This is a genomic window from Burkholderia sp. RS01 (genome assembly GCF_039748055.1).
Taxonomy (GTDB): Bacteria; Actinomycetota; Actinomycetes; order Actinomycetales; family Micrococcaceae; genus Arthrobacter.
Map to the genome: position 1 here is coordinate 106,512 of NZ_JBDLAK010000007.1, position 21,459 is coordinate 127,970.

The window sequence follows — 21,459 nt, forward strand, 5'->3', positions numbered from 1 at the left end:
TTCCAGCCTCCGCGTCCAGGCCGGGCGGATTCTGCGTGCCCGGATTGTCACGGGGCAGCTTGTTCCGGGCTGGCTGTATGCCATTCGGCCAGTGGCATCGGAATTTGGCGTGTCAGTCACCCCCATCCGTGAGGCGCTGCTTGACCTGGCAAGTGATGGGCTAGTAAGAATCGTGCGTAAGCCGCGCGCCGACTAGAACACCAACAAGCCCCTTCTGTGCATGCTACAAAAGAGCCGATAATGGACGTTATGTCAACTAATGTTGCTATTGCTACCGTGCTTGTCAACAAGAGTTGCTAAGGTTCATACTGTCACTGTAGCAATGGGCGGCCGGTGAAGGGAAGCGCGATGGGCTGGTTTACCGAGGGCAGCGAGCATGAAGGCTATGTTGTCTGCGTCTTCGCGGATGGCATGTACGGGTCCGGTGGCAGGTGGATGGAGATCAACCTGATGACGCCCGACGGCCGGCCGGTTGGGCATGAGGAGGATCCAACCCGCGAGGCGTGGCGGCCGCCGTCGCAGGTGGTTGGCTGGAGGGTTGCCTGCAGCTGTGTTCCGTTCCGAGAACATGTCTTCCTGGACCCGTTGTGGACACGGGTCTGGGAGCCGGCCGATGAGGACATCTCCGCGGGGCGTATCTATGCCGGGCCACCGGCAAGCGCTGACGCCGCCGACATTAGCGACCGGGAGGACCTTGAGCCCGCGTTCCTGGACGTCTGGCACCGGCATATTGCCCCGGACCTGTCGCTGCACACTATCGGCGCCCTGAGCCGCAGCCTGAAGGATCTCGAAGCCCAGCTCGACGACGCCGTCGCATCCGCCAGGGCGGCGGGCGTCTCATGGGACAAAATCGGACGAGCATTCGGGATCAGCCGGCAAGGGGCCCAGAAGCGCTGGGAAACTGTGTCGGCCGCTGCGGCCGGCCGGTCCGAAGACAACTGATACCCAGTTAATTGGGATTTAGCATGTGATCTGGGCCGTGTTTGTGGCATTGATATTTGGTGTTGCGCACGTAAGAATGAAGTATGACTGCAGTGACAGGAGCCCGGGGCGGGCTGAAGGCCCATCAGGACTCGATCCGGCTGCCCGAGACGGAGCTGGTCCGCGATTTGCGGGATCTGTTAGGGGCGAAGCTCGTCGCCTATATCGGGTCCGTGAAGGAAACGCGCGCGGTCCGGCAGTGGGCGGACGGGGAACGGAAGCCATCCGCGGAGGTCATGCAGCGGCTTCGGACGGCCTACCACGTGGCTGCCCTGCTCGCGGAGCGTGATTCACGGGCTGTCGTGCAGGCCTGGTTCCAAGGGATGAACCCGCAGCTGGACGATACCCCTCCGGCGCGGTTGCTCCGCGAAGGACAACTCGAGGACGCAGGCCCGCTGGTCCTCGCCGCCGCCCGGGCATTTGCCGCGGCGGGCTGACCGGGTGGTTTCTGGTGAGTTAACCGCGTTGTCAGCCGCGGGACGGGTTTGGCGTGTCGGATTCCGCCCGGAACCGTGGGAATGGAGCGGCTGGGAATGGGCCACCGACGGCCGGTTCCCGGGCCGCTGGGATGATCTGCACGGCAACTTCCGCACCGTCTACGCCGGCTCGAGTCTGCTGGCCTGCCTGCTGGAGGTCCTGGCGCATTTCCGCAAGGACGCCAGGCTCAGTCTGGAACTCGATGACATTGTCGAGGACGATGAGGACAACGTCCTGCATCCCACCATCGCACCGGGCAGCGTTCCCAAGGAATGGCTTGATGAACGCGTGGCAGCTTCCGCGGAACTGTCCGGCCGGTACTGCGCAGTGACAGCCTCCAGCACTATCGCTGCCCTGCACCCGCACTTCATTGGCCTGGCACTGAGCTTGGGGCTCGATGATTTTGATGCCGCAGCGCTGAAGGACGCACGGCCGAGGCGCCTGACCCAGGCGATTGCCTCGTGGCTCTATGAGACGACAGACTTCGACGGTGTCACGTTCGCTTCCCGGCACGGCGATGATCTGCAGCTCTGGGCAGTGTTCGAACGCCCGGAAGACCCAGCTGTCACTCCCAACATTCAGGACGTGGAGGTCGAGGATCTGCAGCACGATAGCCCGGCACTCCTCACCGCATTCGGCCTCCTCGGCATCCAATGGGAGAACGACTAAGAAGAACGTGCAGACAGTGTCTGCACAAACCATCCTTCGTCCATGGATCACCGCCCCTCGCGGCGGGTCCACCTGGCGAGGTCTCTCCCCCGCGTTTCTCGGCTGCCGGGCCGTGTCGGACGATGTGTCCGTAGGCTACCGTGAAAGGCAGAACCGTTGGGGGTGACCGTGGCTCAGACGAAGGAAACGGTGTCGCATGCGCGGCGCTCTGCTCCGTACTGGGAGTGGGTGGAGATGTACCGGCGGGGCATCGAGCCAACGAAGATCGCTGACGTCTGCGGTGCTGCAGCGACAACGGTCCGCTACCACCTGCAGATCGCGGCGAAGAGAGATCCTGGTCTTCGCGGCGAGCATGCCGCGGCCAGGCCCGTAAAGGTCCCGTCCGATACGGCTTTGCAACGGATGAATGACCTGCTCTCGTTCTACCGGACGGAAGGGCGCCTGCCGGCAGCTCATGCGAAATCCTCCAGTGAGCAAACCCTGGCCAGCTGGTTGTACCTTCGGCGGCGGGAATCAGCAGCGGGAACCCTCTCCCCCGCCCTTCGCGAGGGTCTGGGTGTTATCCCCGGCTGGGACCAGGCCTCCCCCCGTAAGGCTGAAGACGAGGCCCGGTGGCAGCGGCGGCTGAGTGAAGTAAAAGCCTTTCGTAGGGCCAGTGGCGAATTTCCGCGGCACCAGAAGACTGATGATCCACTCGAGCGCACCCTCGGGGTGTGGCTGCACGGCCAGCGCATCAACTACAACCACGGCAAGCTGCCGCGGGAGAAGAAGTCGCTGCTGGATAAAGTCCTGCCGGGGTGGCGCGAGGGCCGGCCGCGCGGCCGCCGCCGCGCTTCATAACCGGCGTGCCGGCCCGGCGGCACTCAGTGGCCCCCGCTTTTTAGCGGCTGAGGTCCTTTTGGGCCTGCCTTCCGGCCCCGATGCGCCTTTGGTTTTGCAGCCTTAGGTGCCTGCTGTTCCTCGGCCGCGGCGGTCCCGTACAGGGATCACCCACTTGCGCGCGTCTTCAGCGGCCCATGCCCTTTTGCAGGAGCTTCGTCTGGCCGTTGGTTCCGCGTGTCTTGCGGGCCTTCGGATTACGCCCTGATCCCTTGGCCACGGCCGCACTGGGCGGAGTCCCCTGATCCTGGTCGGCATTGAGGCGTGCTTGTACAGCCTCACGATCAGCAACCCCTTCGAGGCTTGCCGCCAGTTCCTCTCGGCGCTCGGCTGAGTCGTAGGCGGCTCCTGCTTCGTCACGCAACTGCTCGGGGCGGTGATCGGCACGAGCAGCTGTCCAGTCTGTGATCAGCCGCCTCTCCATGTCCTTCTCCTCGGCCACGCTGTCCGCAAAATTATGCCGCTGTTCCCAGTTGTGTGCCTCGACGGGTTTAGTCTCCCGGAGCCACGCCAGCGCTTCGTCCAACTCCTCCTTTGAGGGCCGATCAACGGCCTCCGCGCGTTTCCTGTCTTCCCGGTCGGCCTCGGCCAGCAGCTGCACAGCCTGGGCGTTCTCATCACGGCCGGAACGGCGTTCCTGTTCTGCCTGTTCGCGGTCCCGTTCAGCTTTAGCCAAGGCCTCCGCCACCGTTGCTTCATTGGCACCGAGGTTATCCACGTCCAAACCGTAGCGGCGCTGCACCTGGTCACGGATCACCTCGGCCGCGTCGCGCGCCGCCGGGTCATTGTCCTTCCACGCAGTGGCCGCCTCATGGACCCTTTCGACGTCTCGGCCGGTGGCTGTGTCCCACCACCGGTTGTCCATGACCGGAGCGAGCTGTGCACGGGCAGCCGCCCGCTCCGCATCGAACCGGGCCTGCAGCTCGCGGGCCTGTTGTTCCTCGGACGCTTGGGCACGGCGCAGCTCTTGCTCGCGTGCCCTGGCAAACTGCTCACCGAGCCGGCCGGCGACAGTCAGCCCAACGCGCGACATTCCCTCAAGAGCCTCATCAATGCCATCAGATTCGCTCATGGTTCCCCTCCTTGGTGTTATCTCTCAATGTCCGGGCGGGCACTCCCGCTTCGGGTGCTCGCGTGGGTGCGTGCCTGCACGTATTTCGGCGGCAGCACGGAGCCCGCGGGCCGACCGGAAACCTGGCCGGCTGCACTCGCCCGTACCGCGGCGGCAGCTTCGCTATCCGCTGTGGGCGTGGTCGCGGGGACGCTGGGTAGTGCGGCCGCGACCTGGCTCAGGTGGTGCTTCACCATGTGGCTGATCTGGCGTGCTCGGCGCACATCATTTGATGCCTTGTGCATGTCGTGGACGGCCTTTGCGACGTTGAGAAGCTGGCGCAGCATGATTGCCTGCGCGGCGGTTCCGGTGCCGCCCATCGAAGCTGCCATGAGCATGAGCGAGGCTCCGCGGGCAGACGGTCCTTCGCTGCGGATGGGGCGGACTGGGTAGCGCCGCAGTTGTGCTGTCTTAGACAGCTCGTCGGCTGCTGCTGCGAGTGGTCCGGGCGTTGCCTCGGTTGCCGTGGACCAGGCTGCGAAGGCACCGGATGTCTCGCGGGCAGCGTGCGCCCAGGTCGCGTGATCGTCCAGCGGGACGGAGCGCAGCGTTTCGCGGAGCCGGGCAACTTCGTCGCTGTACTGCTCCCACATGTGCGGGTCCGGTTCGTGGGCTTCGCGGCCGATCGTGACCGGGCGGCGTCCACGAGCAGCTGCCTGCCATTCTGCGACCGCATCGGCGGCACCCTGTGGGCCGTCAGGCCACTCGGCACGGAGCTTGGGCAGGGCAAGGTCTTTGGCGAGGTGACCGCCCCCGAACCAGACAGGCCGGCCACCTCTCGCTGGACGTTCTGCCACGCTGTAGCCGACCACGACGTCGTCACGTCCGGACGCGTACCGCGGCCTGACCAGGGCACCGGTACGGCGGAGGCGTCGAATGAATTCGGCCTCATCCTGGGCGGACGTCGCGCAGGCGCGGACTTTGCGTTCCAGGGACCGGCGTTCCGGTTCCGGTGCTCCCCGCCGTTCGGAGGCTTCACGTTCGCCCGGCCGGAGGCCACGGGTGGAATGCGTGGGTGAAAGTTCTTCCAGGCCGTACTTCTTCTCCAGCTCCCGGGCGGCTTGTTGTGCCCGGGGGAAGTCGCGCCAGCTGCTCCACTTCGTGCCGTCCTCGCGGACCATGGACGCGGCGATGTGGATGTGGTCGTTTCCGGCTTTGCTGTGGCCGTGACGGATCGCCACCCACTGGGCCGGCGCCCGTCCGCTGGCTTCGGTGAACCCCATCTCGTCCATGAAGTCCTGCGCAATGTCAGCCCACTGCGCGTCGGTCAGGTCGCCTTCCTCGGCGCGCAGCGACAGGGAGCAGTGCCAGACATGGCCACCGGGAATCTCCACGCCCAGGACGCTTCGGGCACGGTCCAATTCCTTGGCAATGGCCTGCGCGGCGTCGGCGTTCAGTTCGTCGTCGTTGTGCCAGGCCATGATCGACGGTGAGCCCGCGACAAGGTGCGGGTCGGTGTGTTCGTTCGCCCGGCCGGGACCGGCAAGGTACGCGATGAGCCCGTGCATGCGGGTGCCCTTGGTGATGTTGGGGATCATCAGCGAACCATCGAATCCAGCATCGTATTGATGCGGTCAGCGACCGCCCGCACCCGGGTCAAGGCAGTGCGGGCTGCTTCGGGGAATTCGTCTGTGGCGTTCGCGTGCCGGGCGAGCTGGTTGACGTTGTTTGACAGGGCAGCGAGGTAGCGGCGGGCCGTAATGAATTCCACGGCTATCGCCCGCCGTTCAGCCAGCGACTCGGAGTTCTCCGCGTACAGGGCAGCGCTGACCAGAATCTCCGACGGGCTGCGCCCGGTCCGTTCCTCCAGGACCTTCAACTGCGCGCGTTCGAACTCCGACATGGACACCCGAACGTACTGGGTGTCGCCGTCAATGTTGGCGCGGCGGCGACGGGAGATTTGGCGCGGAGACTTCCGCTCTTCGCTCATCCCGGTCCCCTCCCCCAATGCCCAGCGCAGCGCCCCGGAATATCCGGGCCACACTGACGAGTGTGCCGCATCCAAGGCCGCAGGCCGTGGATCAACACGCGGGTTATGGCACATAACGCCCTAGCTTGCTCCGGAAAATCACCTGCGCCCGTATTCGGTGCTTTTGGTGGTTCTCCGGCACTGCCCTGCAGGACGCTGCGCGTCTCACTTGTTCAAAACGACTGCGTCGTTCCGTTTCGGCTGGTTGAGGCTACTGCCCGGTCCTTCCTTGGCAAGTCTCCGCAGCCGGCTTTCGCGGCATATCCTCGCTCCGCTCCGGTATTCCACGGTCCGGCCGCTCCAACTGGCCAATTCCTTCACCGGCCAAGTTTCGGCAAGCGTGCCGAAAGGAACGCGGCATAGGGCAAGCGAAAGGTACAGTTTTGGCTCTCATCTCACCTACCACAGTGGCCAGGCAATACGGAGTCTCCCCGACGCAGCTTCGGCAGTGGCGGCGGCGGGGCATCGGCCCTGAATACTTCCAGTTCACAGCACGAACCGTCAGCTACTCTGACGACTATCTGCGGGACTGGTTCAGTGATCCCCGGAACGCCCATCTCCTGGCGCAAGATCCTCCGGTTACCTCGGACATGTCATGCCAGGATGGGCGCGTCCGGCGGAGCCGGTGTCGGGATGATCGTTAGGCTGGATCCCATGGCTACCCTCGACATTGAACAGACACGAAACCAGGCCCGCGCACTGCTGGACTCCCGCATTGAATCCGTCACTGCCCTGGTGAAGAGCCGCCAGCGAATCACCGAGTTGCGGGACCAGCTTGTTGCGGCCGAACGCGATGACAAGCGCGCCTACGTGCAGGCCACCCGGGATGGATGGAGCGCGGAGGAACTGAAGAAACTTGGCCTTGAACCATCTGCGGTAAAGCGCCGGCGGACGACAAAGCGCTTCGTCGGATCCGAACAGGATGCCGCCCAGGAATCTGGCACATCCTTCAGCGAACAGTGACCCTACAACCCACAAAGTGGTGAAACCCAAGCGACAGCGCTGACACCACTGAAAGCCGCTGCACACAAAAAAGGACCGGAACATTCCGGTCCTTTTTTGTCCTTCGGCAAAAGGAAATCTTTCATTCACTCTAGCGCACCCATGAAGGGTGCACTGGTTAGGCGCCCGTGCGTTGCCGGCGGCTTTTAAACACCGCGACCCGGACGACGCCGGGTACCCGTCACGTTGATAGGCGCGGCACCCCTGGTGGGCTTCTGCCCAGGCCGCGCCTAATGGCGGTCCGCCGCTGGTGAGTGGCTGCCGTGGTTCGCCCCGGGCGGCGGACCGCCCGACGTTTGCGAGGTTCCCGGCCCTGCCGTGGTGATTGGCGGGGAACCCGTGCCGGGCGGTGGTGTTCCGCCCGGCAGGGGTTCCTTAGGCCGCTTGGGTTTCTTCCTCGGCTGGCTTGCCGCTGTCGATGATCAGCTGTTCAACAGTTGATGCCTTGTATCCCCAAAGGACCAGTTGGTTCAGGTAGTCCCTGTGAGTCTGGGACGGGGACCGCCACGAGTCCTTCGCGATCGTTTTCTCATACCCCGCGCAGATCAGTGCGATCAGGGAGAATTCAGGCCGTACGGTGGATGTCGCCACGTGCGTCCGGAGCGGGTTCCACGCCCAGGTCTTGGCCTCGTCAACCTTCGCCCCGACCATTTCAGCGGCCACCTCGCCGTCGTAGCCGCTGGCCGTTTCGGGGTGGTGCGTAATCGCGTGGACGGTGAAGTACTGCCAGCCCTTGGGTGGCTGCTTCTTCGCCAGCAGGCCGGTCACGAATTCACGGCGTACCACCTGCGCTTCTCTGCACTTTGCAAGGGCTCACAAAGAGCGGCCTCAGCGACAGGGCACGCCCGGTATGTTTTGACGACCACCTGGCTATATTGAAAAGGGTGACCACCGATGGCTTTCAGACATACGCTCCACCCGCTGGCCGACAAGGTTCATGGATGGTCTGGTCAGCAGCCACTGCAGCATGGCTAGTTGGCTTCATTTCCAACTTCCTGGTTGCGCCCATGAACTCGGGAATGGGGCCAGGGGACGCGTACTCCGCGTTCCAGTTCGGGTCTAATATTGGCAACCTGGTGGCCTTCGTCAGTTGGTCTGTCGCAGCCCTTATCTCCGCGTGGTTGGCAGGGCGCTGGTCAGGGCCGAAATGGACTAGACCCCTCCTCGCTTACGGGATACCCGCAGTTGCTTCGTTCTACCCGTCTGCGGTGATCAGCAACGCTGTTTCACATGTCGTTGCTATCGACGATTCATTCGTGTACCAGGACTGGCTCGCTCGGCCTTTGATGATCTCCGGCATCGCGGCACTGATTGCTGTGTTGCTAGGCGGCATACTGCAAACTCATGCGGGAAAAAGGCACGCTAGAGGTTCGTCAGAAGGGGCGGGATAACTTTGGCTTTGCGTAGAGCCATGCAACTATCCCGAACAGGGGCACGAAGGCCATCACGAGCACCCAGACGATTCTAAAAGCTGGGTCTACGCGAGGGTCCCCCAAAACATCCCAGATACCCCAGACGATGGCACCCAAGACGAAAATTGCGGACGCTCCGCCAAGTATCACCAAAGCCCATTGCCAAAGTTCCACAGTTCCCCCGTTGATGGTTCTTCTGACCCGTCATGTTCAGCAAAGCACTCAATCACCAAAAGAGATAGGAAAACCTTCTCTACCGGCTCCGGTTCAGACGCGAATGACCGGAATACCCAAATTGGTGGAACCATGCTGGGCGGATCTTTGCGCGTCAGCGCGTTTCTCTTCGAGGAATTGGAGGGTGAGGTCGATGCCTTCGAGTTCGCCCAGCCAACCTTTCGTTTGTGCCAGCTCCCGTCGGGCGATGAGGTCGATCTTAATCTCCTGGAGGCGATCGATCATGCCAGGGTCAACCTGGAGCATGGGGCAGCGGATGCAGGCGTGTTCGTGTTCGCAGGGGGTGGCGTAGGGTCGGGCGCAGTTGCCGAGCTCGACTTTGCGTTTGTCGAAGTGTTCTTCGAATTCAGCCCATTCGGTCTCGGTTGGAGTCTTGTATTCTCTTGCTGGACGCGATACCCGTCGCTCGTTGAGGTGTTTTTGGTAGTGCCGAATGACGTCTTCGCGGAAGACGGTGACGTAGCCGTGGGTCGTTTGGATATCAAGGTGTCCCAGGAGGGCGGCGCCGATGTGGATGGGCAGGCCGTTGTTGACCAGGTCTGTGGCCAGAAGGCGGCGGAAGTCGTGCGGTGTGAAGCGGCAACCGCCCAGCTCGGGATGGTCGATGGCGACTGCGTCACTCAGCTTGGCCAGCTCATCACGAAGCGTTCCAGCGTTGATCACTTCGGTGCGTTGTCCGATCGTGCGTTGAAACAGGAACGGCAGCGGCTCGCTAGTGACTCTTTCGGATGGGTTGAATCGAGTCGCCAGAGGCACGTTCTCCCTGTTCCTAGTCAGGCGCCGGATGATTGTGGCGATGACGTGGAAAAGGTCAGGGCTCATGGGGATGACCCGTTCCCGATCATTTTTTGAGGGAGCGACGACCAGGAGTGCGACGATTTCGCCGTTGGGCCGGATGTATTGACGGATGCTCAGTTGCGACAGTTCCAGGAGTTCGTCGCACCGGAGGCCGGTATGCCTCAAGGTCTCAACAGCCGCCCACTGCCAAAACACGGCGTCCTCAGTGAACGTCACGTTGATCTTGCGGTTGGCGGCTAGATCAAGCACGCGGACATTGGATACTCCGTGGAAGCGGCGGTGTCTGGCATCTCCTTCGGTATATAGCCGTTGATACTGCTTCCCACCGACAGTGATGACCTCGTCTTTTCGGGTATCGCCGGCCACTTTGAGAAGTTCTTGGAAATGGTCTTTCCGTTCTGTGGCAGCTGCTATAAATGCAGGCAGCACTGGCTGTAAGAGGCGGATTCTGGAGTCCATGCGTTCTTTTGCCCGGCGGGTCGCTTTCCCCAGCGTCCGCGTTTCTCGGCCAGCGATCGGGCAAGGCGCTACCCATCTGGCCCAGCGTTCTGGTTCTTCGGCCGCCCAGCCCTGCAGGTCGAGATAGAAGGCCCTGATGTTCGTCATGACGGCTTCGAGCTGCAGGCGTGGTTTTCCGTCGCGGCGGAGGGCAACCACAGCCCGCCAGCTTTCGTAGTGCTCTTGAGAGATGACGAAATTCGACTGGCCGGGGTTGATCTGTTGGAGGCCCGTCCAGAACTTCCCGCAAATGTCCTCTTCCAGGTCCCGGAGTGTGGCGAAGTCTATGTCGTGGCTGCGACGGGTCAGGTAGGCAACGAAGACGTCGCGGATGTCCGGGTTGGTGATGTTGTGTTTATCGACCAGCTCAGCCGGCGTCTGAGCCGGGGATCGCATTGCCCCGCGAAGAGTTGGCGGGACCTGGGCGGGAAAGTGCCCGGATTCGGACATCACGCGCCAGGCAAGGTAACCGACGTGCGTTTCGTAGCCACGGCCCCATCCGCCTTCGCGCGTGGCTATGGCGTAGTGCAGCAACGCCTCGGCGCTCAGGTCGGCGAACCGGATTCCCTGGGTGGTCAACGCCGCAGCCACGTCCATCCGCGCGCAGCGTTTGAAGTGACTTGATGTGTCCTGTTGTTCAACGAGGGCCAGGAAGCGGTCCAGATCGGGATCGTTTTGTGCTTGCTCAAAATGCTCGTGGTAGCGGTAGAACGAGTTGATCTTGAAGGCTGCCAGTGAAGGGCGAATGACACGTAGACAGCACAGGAGCATCAGTGAATGCCCGAGTTCACCGTCAAGGCGGAAGTTTCCCGTGGTCAGCTCACGTATTTTGCGGTGACCATCATTGAACCCGGAGGAGATCCATTTCTCCTGCCAGGTCCGTCCGGAATGCCTCCCGAGATATGACAGCAGCCATTTCAGCCCTTGATGGCGCAGTGATTCACGTGGCTGCGTGCGGCGCCATATCGTGTCGGTCAAGGCGATGATACTTTCGGGGCTTGCCGTGTCCAGATCACCGCGAGGCCATGGAGGAATTTCTGGTCTCGGCGCCGGAGCAGCGATGATGACGGTTTGGTTCCGGGTTCTGCCGGGAACTGCTGCGTTTATCGGCCGCTGTTGTGGTCGTTTCAGAGCCTTAGGCACCGAACACCACTGAGAAGTCGTCGGGGTCGTAGCCAGGGGTCAGCGTTGGTTGGGGCCGTGGAGATGCGATGTGTTCTTGTACTTTTTGGAAGACCTCCTCGACCCGAGGCCTTAGATAGGGAGCCATCGAGGAGACTTGTCGGTGCCGGCTCACGGCCATGATTTCAGGCAAGGTCAGATTCGGGTCCGAGACCATGCGGTTGATGGTCGTGTGTCTTAAATCATGCAGTGACCAGTCCGTGCCCAGCACTACATTCACCCGTTGCAGCATTCGTCGAGCAGCGTGATACGTCAACGGCCGCGGTCTGCCATGGAGTGCTCGCCAGATCAGTTCATCTGGCCTGGGTGTTCCGTGCTCCTGGAAGTACATGGTCAGATACTGCAGGGATTCCGGTGAGACAGGCACCGGTTCCAGGAGACGGGATCCTTTCGATACCACCCATACACGTTGCCCGGCCCAGTCGATCTGATCGCCGTGGACGCCGAGCAGCTCACTCGCTCGAGCCCCTGAGGAAACATACATACTCACAAGGGCACGATCCCGGTTGGTCCGCAGAGCCTCCATCAAATCGTCGAAAAGGTCATCCGGGATGGAACGGGGCAGCCATTCAGACTTCTTCTGACGCAAAGGAGCCCGTTTTGCCCGTGGCACTGTTTCTATCCGGCCTCGATGAACAAGGCGTCTCCGCCCTGCAGCCTCAGGGACCGGGTTTATCAACGGTCCACGACCGAAGCGTGCGTGGTACGAGTAGAAGGCCGAAATCACCGAGAGGGCGTGATTGATCGTTGCCGGCGCATAGCCCCCGGCCAAGGGACGCTTGCCTGTGCGCGAGTTCTTGCCCCGGTTACTGGTTCCCCGCCGCTGAGGATTTACCGCGGATCGCATCCACCCCACGAGGACCTCGACCTCCGCACGAGTCGCCTGCTCCCATCCATTGCCGAGCAGACCAAGAATGCGCCACCATCTGAGCAGGTCATTGCTGTAAGAGCGCACGGTCAAAGGGCTCATATCACTCAGAACGAGATCACGGAGGAACAATGAGAAATCCTCAATCTCTTGCCCCTTGTCGTCGATGACGACGTAGGGCAAGAGGCCCTCCGTTCTTGGGACCACCGCGCCTACCGCCAGCAGGCCAATCTGTCCCTCGAGCAGTTTGAGCCGCACTTCGTCCACGAGGACCGCCTCTCCGGAGAACCCTGATCCAGACTCTACGACGAAGTTCAGTTAACAGGACGGACAGCATCGCTTTATTCTTCTCAATCAGGGTTTTGCGCTCGGCCTTTTGCTCCTCGGTCATGGGGCCTTTCTGCGCTGGGCGGCCGCCGTCGTAGCGTTCGTATTTCGGGGCGAAGCCCGTGTCCTTCCACCCCGCGATCACTGAGTGGGTCCGGTGCTGGCCCCGGTAGCCCGTGGTGATCAGAACGGCGTTGGCGTCATCCTCGGTGGCCGGTTCCCCGTCAGCTCTTTTGGCGGCGGTGACGTAGAGGTTGTCGTCATCGGCGTAGTGTCCGGCGTCCTCCACGATGGTCTTTCCCTGGGCTTCCAGTTCGGCGATCAGTGCGGCGAGGGCGGCGGCGCTTTCGCGCCGGTCCCGCAGCCGCTGCGCGACGTGCAGGAGCTGGTCAGGTTCGTCCATGATGACCGACTCGAGCTCGGCCGAGGCCTCTTCATCTGGCTCAAACTCCGCCATGATCAGTGCCTCCTCGATGCTCCATCCTTTGCCCAGGGCGGCGGCTCCCGCGTAGGAGGCCTTAGCCTTCAATGCGGACTCCACCGTTGTCTTGGTGCGCCCAGTCTTCTTCGCGATCGCGGCCGCCGAGACACCAATCAGGGACAGCTGGTGGTAGGCGTCCGCTTCGTCCGCTTCGGTCAGTTCAGCGCGCTGAATGTTCTCCACCACCTGCGTCACGATACGTTCGGCCTCCTCCGGGGAATCGATGATCATCACCGGGATCAGGGGCCGCTGCGCTTCCACGGCGGCGCGGGTGCGGCGCTGGCCCATCAGCACGTGCACGGTCCCGTCGTCCTTGCGGTGTGCGATCACCGGTTCCATCACGCCATGTTCTTTGATGCTGGCTACGAAATCCTGTGTCAGGGCGGCGTCCTTCCGGACATTGACGTCGACCGTCAGCGTGGCCGGGTCGAGCATTTCAAGCGTGGGTGCTGCATTCATATGGTGTTGCTCCTTTTTTGCCGAAAGGGTTGGTGGGTGGGGCGGCTCAGGTGACCGGCCAGCGTCCCCTCCCCCCCGTTGTTTTGGCTGCTGGCGAAGCTTGCGGAGCTGTGGCCGACGGAGGCCTGTCTACCCGTGAGGGCAAGGTGCGGGAAATTCCCGGAGGAAATCAGCGACGAAGGAGCGCCGCAGGGACATTTCCTGCACCGCAGGCCCCGACGAAGGAGGGGCTAGACCGGTCGGAGCGGACACGTACAATCCGTCAGGACAGCAGCCAAAAAGCGTCGCAGACAACACAGGGCCAGGGGGTCCGGAGCTCTGCGACGGCGCCACCTGGGCCCAACAGCCGGCCGCGCCAGCGGACGCCCATCAACTGGTTGCAGCGCAGTGGAAACCAGGGCGAGCCCCGCGAGCCTGCCCTTCACCCCGGACCACGGACAACCCAACGACACCACCAGCTTTTGCCTTGCCGCCGGCGGACGCCGCCCGGCACCTGGCGGCTGCGGGATGGGCGGTCCGCCGCCGCCAACCAACAGGACAAGCCAGCCACGACGGCGGACCGCCCGCGGTGACCGGCCCCGAAAGACCGGCCACCCCGTGGGTTTAGCTGGCGAGCAGTTCAGTGAGTTCGGCCGCGTCAGTCACCAGTGCCGCGCCTCCTTCTTTCAGGAGCCGGTGGCATCCTGCGGAGTTGGCGCTGTGGACGCTGCCGGGGACGGCGGCGACGTGACGGGCGATGGTTTCGGCGTGGTGGGCGGTGTTCAGGGCACCGGAGCGCCAGCGGGCCTCCACGACGCACGTGACACCGGCAAGGGCTGCAATGATGCGGTTTCTGTACAAAAATCTTGCCCGGGTAGGGGCGGCTGATGGGGGCAACTCGGAGAGCGTGAGCCCGTTGGCGCGGATCGCGGCGGCGAGGTCGGCGTTTCCGGACGGGTAGTCCCGGTCCAGTCCCCCGGCGAGGACGGCGATGGTGGCCGGGCCGTTGCCGGTGCTTCCGGCCAGTGCGGCGCGGTGGGCGTGGGCGTCGATGCCGTAGGCGAGTCCGGCGATGACGCAGATTCCTCGCTGGGCCAGGCTGTAGGCGATGTCGCCGGTGACGGCCGCGCCGTAGCTCGTGCAGTCCCGTGAGCCGGCCAGTGCCGCGCAGTTGGACGGGTCGGGGATGCCGTTCCCGATGGTGCCCCGGTACCAGAGGCCTAGGGGCGCGTCAGGGAGGTCGTCCAGACCGGTGGGCCAGTGCTCATCGCCGGGGATCAGGAAACCTCCGCCCAGGCGTTCGATGGTGGCCAGGTCCTTTTCCGGGTCCAGATCCGGTACGCGGGGCGCCCAGCGCTTCAGCGCGTCGGCCAGTTCCTCGGGCGTCACGTGCGGAAGGGTGTGGGCGGGTTGGGCGCCGGTGGCGAGCCGCAGCGCGGCGTACGCGCCGAGCCTGCCCACGAGGGTCCGTCCAACGGTGTCGTTTGGTTCGAACAGGCGGGTCAGGGCTGCGCGTGCAATGCGGTCGTTCATGGTGTTGCTCCTTTTTTGCCGAAAGGGTTGGTGGGTGGGGCGGCTCAGGTGACCGGCCAGCTTCCCCTCTCCCCCCGTTGTTTTGGCTGCTGGCGAAGCTTGCGGAGCTGTGCCCGTGCAGGCCCGTCTACCCGCAGGGCAAGACCCGGGAAATCTTCGGAGGAAATAAGCGACGAAGGAGCGCCGGAGAAGACTTTTTCGGGGCGCAGGCCCCGACGCAGGAGGGGCTAGAGGGGCCGGAACGGGCACGTACAATCCGTCAGGACAGCAGCCAAAACGGTCGTAGACACAAAAGGACCAGGGACGGCGGAGCCCTGCGGAGCCGGCACTGGACCCAACAGCCGGCCGCGCCAGCGGACGCCCTTCAACTGGTTGCAGCGCAGCGGAAACCAGGGGCGAGCCCCGCGAGCCTCGTTGGTGGCCGGCATGTAGTCGCCGGTGAACATGGCGAAGGGCCGGCACGTCGATGACGTGGCCGGCCCTTCGCGGTTTTTCCTCGGCAAAAAGGAAACTTGCGATGCAGCGTCAGTGCTGCTTCCGTTTACAGCTCGTAGTGTCGGTGGTCTTTTCTGGGCCGGTCTACTGGTCCGGTGGTGGCTGGGCCTGCGGTGAGCAGGCTCAGTTCCAGGATGTCTTCAAGGGGGCTCGCGTCCGGGGCAACGGTATCGTCCTCGGTCATGCGGAATTGATCTGCCACGCTCGGAACTCCTTGGCTGCTGTACGGGACGGCGGTGTCCTTTCACAGTATCGGCAGTTCCTGCGTGCGGGCTGGAAGTCGCGGCGCCCGCGCAGCGTTACGCGGCCGGAGGAGCCCTGGCGGGGGAGGCCGCCGCGCACCCCGGCGAAGATCCGCGGGGAGGGCCGGACCCCTTTTGTAGTGGAGTCCGGCCCTGTCGAAGCTAACGCCTCAGGCGGCGGTCATAAGCCTTTTTCGGATCGCGGCTGCAGTCTGCCAGCAGGCCGCGGTTCACCAGCTCGCCCAACAGTTCCGCCAGCCGGTATCCGGCGGTGTCCTCCAGCGCGAGCTTGAAGTACCGGGCAGCGAAGCTGGACTGTCCTTTGAGCCATTCCAGCCAGCCGATCAGGCACAACATGGGGGCACGCTGCCCTTCCGGGGTGGCTTTCATCAGCTCGAACGCGACTTCCTGCGCCCTGTCCACGCGCACCCAGTCCGGGCGGGTGGGGAACACACCAAGCATGACTGAGGTGAACTGCTCGGGCGCGTGCGGGACGATGTCGCCCATCATGTAGTCCCGGATGGTGGGGTGCTGCAACGCTCCTGCGAGCTGGTGCGCTGTCTGGGTTGTCAGGCTCTTGGGGTCGTCGAGCACCCTGGCCCAGGCAGCACGGCTGGCTTCGAGGTCTTCGGGCCAGCCGTCGGGCTTGTGCGCGGCGATAGCCTCGCGGGCCGTCTCGTCTCCGGTGAAGGGTTCCGGTGCGATGAAGCCGGTCACGGCGCTCCCCCGGTAGATCAGGGCGGCGTTGCCGTTGCTGGTGGTGATGGTGTCCAGCGACTCATCGGGGCAGCAATTGGGGTCCGTGCAGTGGTAGTTCCGCCACAGCTTCGAGGTCACCAGCCATGCGTCCTGCAGGGGCATTCCGGCGGTTGCCAGTTCGGTGCGCAGTGCCTGCACGTGCCCGGCGTAGGGGCTGCTGCCGTCGATCGTGCTCTCATCGGTGTAGATGACCAGCAGGCTGCCGGTGGCGGCCTCATCAGCGGTCAGGTAGCTGACGATGGTTTGGGCGTAACCGACGGGATCCTGCCCGAACGGGGCATCCACGCGCAGGGTCGCGCCGATCTTGTTGCCCTGCATGGTCAGGGCGACAAAGGATTCCGTGGGGGTCTGTCCCAGCGTGTGCGGAATGAAAGCCAGGACGTCGGCCGGGCCGGTGAATTTGATGAAGTCGTTCATGGTGTTGCTCCTTTTTTGCCGAAAGGGTTGGTGGGTGGGGCGGCTCAGGTGACCGGCCAGCGTCCCCTCTCCCCCGTTGTTTTGGCTGCTGGCGAAGCTTGCGGAGCTGTGCCCGTGGAGTCCCGTCTACCCGTGAGGGCAAGACCCGGGAAATCTTCGGAGGAAATAAGCGACGAAGGAGCGCCGGAGAAGAATTTCCGGGGCGCAGGCCCCGACGTAGGAGGGGCTAGAGGGGCCGGAACGGGTACGTACAATCCGTCAGGACAGCAGCCAAAAAGCGTCGCAGACACCACAGGGGCCAGGGGGTCCGGAGCTCTGCGACGGCGCCACCTGGACCCCACAGCCGGCCGCGCCAGCGGACGCCCAAACGGGTGCGAGCCCTGCGAGCATGCACCATCACTACCGGTGTGGCATGCTCGAAGGCGTAAGCAGCAGGATGTTTACACCCAGGGCAGAGGGCCCATTCCCACCGGTTGCGGCCCTCTGCTTTGTCCTGGGCGGTCATTGGAGTGTTGATACGAAGGGAAAGCCGATGGGTCTCTGGAGCTGGTTCGCCCGTCGGCGCAAGCCGGCAACGGCTGCTGGTCGCCCCGCCTTCGCAGCGGCCATTGAGCCGAAGGAACAGGAGCCGTTGACTCCTGAGCAGGTGGCAGATCTGAAAGCGGCGTGGGCCGAACTCGCCGAGGCGGCGAAAGAGTCAGCTGCCACCGGTTTTCATGCCTGCTCACGGGGCGGGAAGCCCTGGCAGGAAGATCCGGCAGCTGTGCGGAGCATGGCGGCATTACTCCGCCGCGTCGACGCGGAGGACGCTGCTACGGAAGGTCCTACCGCCAAGTAAAAGCCAGCACGGACGCTCGTGCTGGTTTCTCCTTTAGGCTGGGCCCATGGCCGAGTCCCTTCCGCCGGCACTGCACCCACCGGTCGCGGTTGCCCTGGCGAAACTCGTCAAGGCCTTCCCCGGCCCCAACGCACTACCCGGCGGTCTGAACGCCGAACCCAAATGGGACGGTTTCCGCACTACCGCCTTTAATGACGGCGGCAAGGTGACGCTGTGGTCCAGACAGGGCAAGGAACTTACCCGAATCCTGCCGGACGCAGCTGCCGCCCTCGCGGAGCAGGTGCCTCCCGGGGTGATCCTGGATGGTGAAACCGTCATTTGGAACCGGAACCGGCTGGACTTCGACGCGCTCCAGCAGCGCATGATCACCTCCAGGGCCGCGCTTCCGGCCCTGGCCAACGAGCTACCCGCTTCATTCGTGGCCTTCGATGTCCTGGCCGTCGCCGGGCACGACACCCGGAGTGTGCCGTTCACCGGGCGCCGGCAGCTGCTCGAGGAGCTCGCCCGGGACTGGGCGGCGCCGTTGCACCTCTCCCCCATCACCAGGGACATGGACCTGGCGAAGACTTGGCTGCGGGATCTTCCCGCGACAGGAATCGAAGGTCTCGTGTTCAAAGGCTCCCAGCCCTACGAGGCCGCCAGGATCTGGTTAAAGCTCAAGCACAAGGATCTTTGGGACGTGGTGTGCGCGGCCGTGATCGGGTCCGTGGCCCAACCACAGGCCATCATCGCCGGCCTGCCCATCGGCGGCGAACTCAAGATTGTCGGCCGCTCCACGGCCCTGTCCACGAAGGCCGGACGTGAACTCGGCCGGCACCTCCACCGCGCTGGACCCGGGCACCCCTGGCCCGAAGAGATCAGCGAGTCCTCCCTGAACAGATTCAGCAAGGACAAAGGCCCCGTGCGGCTGACACTTATCGAACCAGTCGTGGTCGAGGTATCAGCCGACGTCGCCTGGTCCGGCACGTCCTTCCGTCACCCCGTCACGTGGAAGCGCGTCAGGCCGGAGCTGGACCCTGCAGAGGTCAGGCTTCCCCCTGAACTGAACAACAGGCACCGCTGACGACGGCGCTGCGGCGGGTAATACCCAGTGTGGACAGCTTTGAGATTCATCCTCCGGTAACGGAGTCGTACGCCCCGCCGCGCACCAGGTCCAGTCTTATCCCCCGGGTCCTAACCAAGGCATCGATGGTTCAGGGTCCGACCGCGCCCCCACCATGCCAGGCGAAGTACTCACCCGTCGATATGATGTTCAGGCAAGACGCGCCCCACTTCCGGCGCAACAACGCCGGGCGAACGGGGTATTTACGAGCATGACGACACAGACCGCGAACAGGACCTCAAGCCTCAACGCGGCCAAGGCAGCGAAGAACGACGAGTTCTACACGCAGTGGGCCGACATCGAGCGCGAAATGAACGCCTACCTCGAGTTCGACCCCGACGTCTTCCGCGACAAGATCGTGCTCCTGCCGTGTGACGACCCAGAGTGGAGCAACTTCGCGAAGTTCTTTGCCCTGCACTTCGTCGACTTCGGGCTGAAGAAGCTCATCTCGACCTCCTACGCCCCTGACAGTAACCCGGCGCTGTTCTCCTACGAGCCCACGCTCTTCGAGCTGGACGACCCGAAATTCGACCCGACCAAGACGCACGCCAATGGCAAGAAGTTCGTTCTCGAACGCAACGACATCAACGGCGACGGCATCATCAACATCGACGACCTGCAGTGGGAGTACCTCGACGGCGATGGTGACTTCCGCAGCACCGAAGTCACCACGCTGCGCGACGAGGCCGACATTATCATCACCAATCCGCCGTTCAGCCTGTTCCGCGCCTTCGTCGGCTGGCTCGTCGAAGGCGGCAAGACCTTCTCGGTGATCGGGAACAGCAACGCCACAACTTACATGGAGATCTTCCCTCTGATCCAGCAGAACCGACTCTGGAAGGGCGCGACGGCCAACAGCACAGATATGGTCTTCGGCGTACCCAAGGGAGCAACGATCAAGGAGTCAGATCGTCTCAAGGCCGAACGGCTCGGCTACCCGCCGACAGACGAGCACGACTTCACAAGGCTCGGCAACGCGTGCTGGTTCACAAACATCGACCACGGCCGCCGGCACGAGCCGCTGCAGCTGATGACGACCGATGACAACATCAGATTCTCCAAGCACAAGGACGTCCGCGGCGTCGGATACCAGAGGTACTACAACTTCCCCGAGGCCCTCGAAGTCCCGTGGATCGACTCGATTCCCAGCGACTTCGACGGGATCATGGGAGTGCCGATCACCTTCCTGGACAAGTACAACCCCGACCAGTTCGAGATCCTCGCGCACGGCGACGACATGGACGGGCTGCGTCGGATCGGTGTCCAGACCCTGGGTGACGAGTTCGTCAAGACCTACTACGCGCAGGGCGGCACCGGAGGCAATAGTGCGGGGCACCGACGTCTCGGGCTGACTGAACCGAATTACCACACGGCATACAAGCGAATCCTCATCCGTCATCGGAAGGCCGTCTCGTGAAAACCGAGCTCAAGCACTACACCGTGGAGGAAGTCCTCGAGGGTTTCGTCTACAACGAGCTTGAGGGCAAGGGTCTTTTCGGCCTGTCGGGCCGGCTTGTCATTCAGCCGGAATATCAGCGCAACTACATCTACAACGACGGCAAGCGCGACGTCGCTGTCATCGACTCATTGCTCAAGGGGTACCCACTCGGGCTGATCTACTTCAACGTCGAGGGCCAGACGCTCGAAATTCTCGACGGTCAGCAGCGAATCACAAGCGTCGGCCGTTTCGTCACAGGCAAATTCGCCATCAAAGTAGGCGGCAGAGAGCAGACATTCACATCGCTGACCAAGGATCAGCAGCGCACCATCCTGGGTGCCCAGCTCGACATCTATGAGTGCGACGGCACCGAGGACGAGATCAAGGCGTGGTTCCAGACGATCAACATCGTTGGCTTACCCCTTAACAAGCAGGAGCTGCTTAACGCAATCTACTCGGGCCCCTTCGTCACCAAAGCCAAAGCCGAGTACAGCAACTCAAACAACGCAAACATGCAGAAGTGGCAGTCCTACATAGACGGCGACCCCAAGAGACAGCAGATTCTCGAGACGGCGCTTTACTGGGTCGCCTCGGCTGAAGGCATGAGCATTGACGCCTACCTTGCACAGCACCGCCAGGACGCCGATATCAATGGTCTGAGAACGTACTTCACGTCCGTAATCGACTGGGTCGGCAGCATTTTCATTCGCCCGCCGGACAAGGAGATGCGCGGCCTTGAATGGGGTCAGCTGTACGAGCTTTATCACTCCAGCGCATACAACGCTGCTCAGATCAACGCTGATGTTGACCAGCTTCGTGGTGACCTGGCCGTGCATAACAACAAGGGAATCTACGAGTACCTGCTGGGCGGAAAGAGCAACCCGCAACTGCTCGCCATCAGGCTCTTTGATGACAAGACAAAGCGTGCCGCGTATGAGCAGCAGACCCAGAAGGCGAACGCTAATGGTGTGTCGAACTGCCCGCTGTGTGCGATCGGCGACAATGCCAATAGGTTGCGGATCTACAGACAGAACGAGATGGAAGCCGACCACGTGACGGCGTGGTCAAATGGCGGGGCAACAGATCTTGGTAACTGCGAGATGCTTTGCGTCACACACAACCGGGCCAAGGGTAACAGGTAACCACAGCCAGCCAGGCCCTCTGGTATGTCGTTTGCTTCCGATGCAGCTCACGGGAGCCTGGGGCATTTGGGGACCGGATTATGCCCACGGGCGGGCAGGTGGAGCCCTCCGCACCGCTCAAACGCCCTGTCCCAATTGGGTATAACTCGGCCCCTTTGTCGTACCCC

The 21,459-nt window shown here is 63.1% G+C and carries 19 protein-coding genes; 9 read left to right on the plus strand and 10 right to left on the minus strand.

Features of this window, described 5'->3' with window-relative positions:
- Positions 1–348: 348 nt before the first annotated feature.
- From ABFP37_RS08670 to ABFP37_RS08685, 4 genes are all read left to right on the plus strand, one after another.
- Complete coding sequence (locus tag ABFP37_RS08670) at positions 349–942, plus strand: hypothetical protein (protein ID WP_347033275.1); 594 nt, start codon at positions 349–351, stop codon at positions 940–942.
- 83 nt (positions 943–1,025) lie between these two features.
- On the plus strand, positions 1,026–1,418 hold the full coding sequence (locus ABFP37_RS08675; protein ID WP_347033276.1) for a hypothetical protein: 393 nt from the start codon (positions 1,026–1,028) through the stop codon (positions 1,416–1,418).
- A gap of 28 nt (positions 1,419–1,446) precedes the next feature.
- Entirely contained in the window at positions 1,447–2,127 is a 681-nt protein-coding gene (locus ABFP37_RS08680) for an RES domain-containing protein (RefSeq protein ID WP_347033277.1), read from the plus strand.
- A 168-nt stretch (positions 2,128–2,295) separates the two neighbouring features.
- Entirely contained in the window at positions 2,296–2,967 is a 672-nt protein-coding gene (locus tag ABFP37_RS08685) for a helicase associated domain-containing protein (RefSeq protein WP_347033278.1), read from the plus strand.
- Positions 2,968–3,133: 166 nt separating this feature from the next.
- On the opposite strand, the gene ABFP37_RS08690 is transcribed toward ABFP37_RS08685, so the two are convergent.
- From ABFP37_RS08690 to mobC, 3 genes are read right to left on the minus strand one after another with little or no spacing between them, the layout of a single operon-like run.
- Positions 3,134–4,078, minus strand: coding sequence for a hypothetical protein (locus ABFP37_RS08690; protein ID WP_347033279.1), 945 nt, complete (start codon positions 4,076–4,078; stop codon positions 3,134–3,136).
- A gap of 17 nt (positions 4,079–4,095) precedes the next feature.
- Complete coding sequence (locus tag ABFP37_RS08695) at positions 4,096–5,655, minus strand: relaxase/mobilization nuclease domain-containing protein (protein WP_347033280.1); 1,560 nt, start codon at positions 5,653–5,655, stop codon at positions 4,096–4,098.
- Entirely contained in the window at positions 5,655–6,047 is a 393-nt protein-coding gene (gene mobC, locus ABFP37_RS08700; RefSeq protein ID WP_347033281.1) for a plasmid mobilization relaxosome protein MobC, read from the minus strand. Before mobC ends, ABFP37_RS08695 begins: the two co-directional genes overlap by 1 nt.
- Positions 6,048–6,740: 693 nt before the next feature.
- Between mobC and ABFP37_RS08705 the strand changes: the two genes are divergently transcribed.
- The gene (locus ABFP37_RS08705) at positions 6,741–7,049 is read left to right on the plus strand and encodes a hypothetical protein (RefSeq protein WP_347033282.1); all 309 of its coding nucleotides are present in this window, start codon (positions 6,741–6,743) and stop codon (positions 7,047–7,049) included.
- A 414-nt stretch (positions 7,050–7,463) separates the two neighbouring features.
- Here the strand turns inward: ABFP37_RS08705 and ABFP37_RS08710 are convergent, their stop codons facing one another.
- The 7 genes from ABFP37_RS08710 to ABFP37_RS08740 form a co-directional block, all read right to left on the minus strand.
- Entirely contained in the window at positions 7,464–7,874 is a 411-nt protein-coding gene (locus tag ABFP37_RS08710) for a hypothetical protein (RefSeq protein WP_347033283.1), read from the minus strand.
- A gap of 893 nt (positions 7,875–8,767) precedes the next feature.
- Positions 8,768–11,008, minus strand: coding sequence for a site-specific integrase (locus ABFP37_RS08715; RefSeq protein ID WP_347033284.1), 2,241 nt, complete (start codon positions 11,006–11,008; stop codon positions 8,768–8,770).
- 157 nt (positions 11,009–11,165) lie between these two features.
- Positions 11,166–12,338: a tyrosine-type recombinase/integrase gene (locus ABFP37_RS08720; protein ID WP_347033346.1), complete on the minus strand. Its 1,173-nt coding sequence runs from the start codon at positions 12,336–12,338 to the stop codon at positions 11,166–11,168.
- A complete protein-coding gene (locus ABFP37_RS08725; RefSeq protein ID WP_347033285.1) occupies positions 12,223–13,347 on the minus strand; it encodes a ParB/RepB/Spo0J family partition protein in 1,125 nt (374 codons plus the stop codon). Before ABFP37_RS08725 ends, ABFP37_RS08720 begins: the two co-directional genes overlap by 116 nt.
- Before the next feature lie 603 nt (positions 13,348–13,950).
- Positions 13,951–14,859: a DNA-processing protein DprA gene (gene dprA, locus ABFP37_RS08730; protein ID WP_347033286.1), complete on the minus strand. Its 909-nt coding sequence runs from the start codon at positions 14,857–14,859 to the stop codon at positions 13,951–13,953.
- Between the two features lie 541 nt (positions 14,860–15,400).
- Positions 15,401–15,556, minus strand: coding sequence for a hypothetical protein (locus ABFP37_RS08735; protein WP_347033287.1), 156 nt, complete (start codon positions 15,554–15,556; stop codon positions 15,401–15,403).
- Between the two features lie 202 nt (positions 15,557–15,758).
- Positions 15,759–16,772, minus strand: coding sequence for a DUF4192 domain-containing protein (locus ABFP37_RS08740; RefSeq protein ID WP_347033288.1), 1,014 nt, complete (start codon positions 16,770–16,772; stop codon positions 15,759–15,761).
- A 532-nt stretch (positions 16,773–17,304) separates the two neighbouring features.
- Here ABFP37_RS08740 and ABFP37_RS08745 point away from each other — a divergent pair.
- The 4 genes from ABFP37_RS08745 to ABFP37_RS08760 all read left to right on the plus strand — a co-directional run bounded on the left by ABFP37_RS08745 (position 17,305) and on the right by ABFP37_RS08760 (position 21,292).
- Positions 17,305–17,610: a hypothetical protein gene (locus tag ABFP37_RS08745; RefSeq protein ID WP_347033289.1), complete on the plus strand. Its 306-nt coding sequence runs from the start codon at positions 17,305–17,307 to the stop codon at positions 17,608–17,610.
- A 46-nt stretch (positions 17,611–17,656) separates the two neighbouring features.
- A complete protein-coding gene (locus ABFP37_RS08750) occupies positions 17,657–18,673 on the plus strand; it encodes an ATP-dependent DNA ligase (protein WP_347033290.1) in 1,017 nt (338 codons plus the stop codon).
- A gap of 250 nt (positions 18,674–18,923) precedes the next feature.
- A complete protein-coding gene (locus tag ABFP37_RS08755; protein ID WP_347033291.1) occupies positions 18,924–20,129 on the plus strand; it encodes an adenine-specific methyltransferase EcoRI family protein in 1,206 nt (401 codons plus the stop codon).
- Entirely contained in the window at positions 20,126–21,292 is a 1,167-nt protein-coding gene (locus ABFP37_RS08760; protein ID WP_347033292.1) for a DUF262 domain-containing protein, read from the plus strand. The genes ABFP37_RS08755 and ABFP37_RS08760 overlap by 4 nt, the downstream gene beginning before the upstream one ends.
- Positions 21,293–21,459 lie beyond the last annotated feature (167 nt).